Origin of the sequence: Halomonas sp. 707D4, assembly GCF_024158685.1 — a bacterium.
Lineage (GTDB): Bacteria > Pseudomonadota > Gammaproteobacteria > Pseudomonadales > Halomonadaceae > Vreelandella.
In genome coordinates, this window is sequence record NZ_JAMZBD010000473.1 from 1 (window position 1) to 2,341 (window position 2,341).

Sequence of the window (2,341 nt, forward strand, 5' to 3'; positions counted from 1 at the left end):
AGCATCTCCTGGAGCGGGCCTTCGTGGGCCGGGTGCTCGCGGCCGATCGCGGCGCGCGCCTGGGGCGTCAAGAGCGGCAGGTAGAGCGGAAACTGCGGCATCACCTCGGCGATGAAGCTTTTCGAGCGCAGCCCGGCGATGTGGTTGATCTCCTGGAAACCGCGCGCGAAGAAGTGGCTGCCCACGCTCTCCCAGAACGGCGACTGCTGGCGGCTGTCCAGGTAGCCTGGAAACGCCACCGCCAGGATGTTCGAGAAGCGCTCCGGGTACTGGGCGATGAACATCAGGCGCGCCCGGCGCAGCAGGCTCTCGGCGCTGGTGCCCTTGTAGCGTGGGTCGAGGGAGAACGCGCACAGGAGCGTGGCGTCGGACACCTCGTGGGAGAGCGCCAGGGTCTGCACCTCGCGGCGCACGTTGAGCTGCTGGGAGGCGTGGATCAGCGTCTCCTGGCGATAGGTGTAGTAGGCGTCCGACGCGCCTGCCTGGGCGCGAATGGTGGCAGTGCCCAGCACCCGATCCGCATCGCGCTCGGCGGCGGTGTTCTCGAGCACGAACATGTACTGCTCGTCGCCGGGAAACTCCGCCTGGCGCTCGAAGGAGTCGAGAGAGCGCGCGATGCGCTCCTCGAGCCGCTCACGGTCGGCCGGCAGGTTGGTCAGCCTCGGCACGGCGTTTTCGGCGAGCAGCGTCAACGCGTCGAGATCCGTCATCGCCACCGGTCGAACTACCAGCATGTCGAGCCTCCCCGCCGTCGGTGCAGCCGTGCTCATGAAGGGCGAACGAGGCGTTCGATCGCCCGCTCGAGGCGCACCATGGCCTCCTCGATGTCCGCCTCGGGAATCACCAGCGACGGCGCCAGGCGCAGCACGTTGGGCCCGGCGATCAGCGCCATCAGGCCCTCGTCGATGGCCAGCGGCAGGATGTCCTTGGCGCGGCCTTCGAAGGCGTCGCTCATCTGCGCGCCGATCAGCAGGCCCATGCCGCGAATCTCCTTGAACACGCCGTGTTTTTCGTTGATCGCCTCGAGGTGCTGTCGAAATAGCCGGTGGCGCGCCTCGACGCCGCCGAGCACCTCGGGGGTGTCGATCACGTTCAGCGCTGCCAGCGCCACCGCCGAGCCCAGCGGGTTGCCGCCGTAGGTGGAGCCGTGGGTGCCGAAACCGAGCGAGGCGCCGATCTTGTCGGTAGTCAGCATCGCGCCGATCGGGAAACCGCCGCCCAGCGACTTGGCGCTGGTCAGGATGTCCGGCGTCACCCCGTAGTGCTGGTAGGCGTAGAGCTTGCCGCTGCGGCCTACCCCGGTCTGCACCTCGTCGAAGATGAGCAGGGCCTGGTGCTCGTCGCACAGTGCGCGCAGCCCCTCGAGAAATTCCTGGGTAGCGGGAATGATGCCGCCCTCGCCCTGCATCGGCTCGACCATCACCGCGCAGGTGTCGTCACCCATCAGCGCACGCACGCTCTCGAGATCATTGAACTCGGCGTGCAGGATGCCGCCGGGAATCGGCCCGAAGCCTTGGGAATACTTGGGCTGGCCGCCGACGCTCACGGTGAACAGCGTGCGACCGTGAAAGGATTGGCTAAAGGAGATGATCTTGTCCTTGTGCTCGCCGACGTGGTCGACGGCGTAGCGCCGGGCGAGCTTGAGCGCGGCCTCGTTGGCCTCGCCGCCGGAGGAGCACAGGTACACCTTGTCGGCGAAGGTGGCGTCGACCAGCTTCTTGGCGAGCATGAGCGCCGGCTCGTTGGTGTAGATGTTGGAGAGGTGCCAGAGCTTCTCGCCCTGCTCCTTGAGCGCGCCGACCAGCGCCGGGTGGCAGTGACCCAGCGAGTTCACCGCGATGCCGCCGGCCAGGTCGATGTATTCGCGCCCTTCCTGGTCCCACAGCCGGCTGCCTTCCCCGCGCACCGGAACCACCTTCTGGGGCGCGTAGTTGGGCGTCATGTAGGTATCGAAATCCTGACGGCTGGGCGTGGGGCTCATGGACAATCTCCAATCATGGCGTGTAAGGAGCTCCAGTATACGCAGCTTGGCACGCGCAACACTTTCACGTTTGGGACGGGAAGTTACGTAAAGCGGCCGCTTGGCGGCAGCGACATTAAAAGCCCGCGCAGGCCTTGCAGACCTGGCTTACACGACCAGGCGCTCCTCGCGCGGGGTGAGGCCGAAATGGTTGCGGTAGGCGGTCGAGAAGTGGGCGCCGGAGGAGAACCCGACGGCCAGGGCGATCTCGCCGATCGCCTGATCGCTTTCGCGCAGGCGCTTGCGCGCTTCCTTCAGGCGCAGGTCGAGGTAGTAGCGGCTGGGCACGGCCTGCAGGTACTTCTTGAACAGCCGCTCGAG

The 2,341-nt window shown here is 66.8% G+C and carries 3 protein-coding genes; all 3 read right to left on the reverse strand.

The genetic code is table 11. The features are described from left to right. A partial coding sequence (locus BIS11_RS15410; RefSeq protein ID WP_253586478.1) for an arginine N-succinyltransferase occupies positions 1 to 734 on the reverse strand: 734 nt, incomplete at its 3' end. A 32-nt stretch (positions 735 to 766) separates the two neighbouring features. Then, positions 767 to 1,981, reverse strand: a complete 1,215-nt coding sequence (locus BIS11_RS15415; RefSeq protein WP_253418622.1) for an aspartate aminotransferase family protein — start codon at positions 1,979 to 1,981, stop codon at positions 767 to 769. 147 nt (positions 1,982 to 2,128) lie between these two features. Next, a partial coding sequence (locus BIS11_RS15420; RefSeq protein WP_253586479.1) for a helix-turn-helix domain-containing protein occupies positions 2,129 to 2,341 on the reverse strand: 213 nt, incomplete at its 5' end.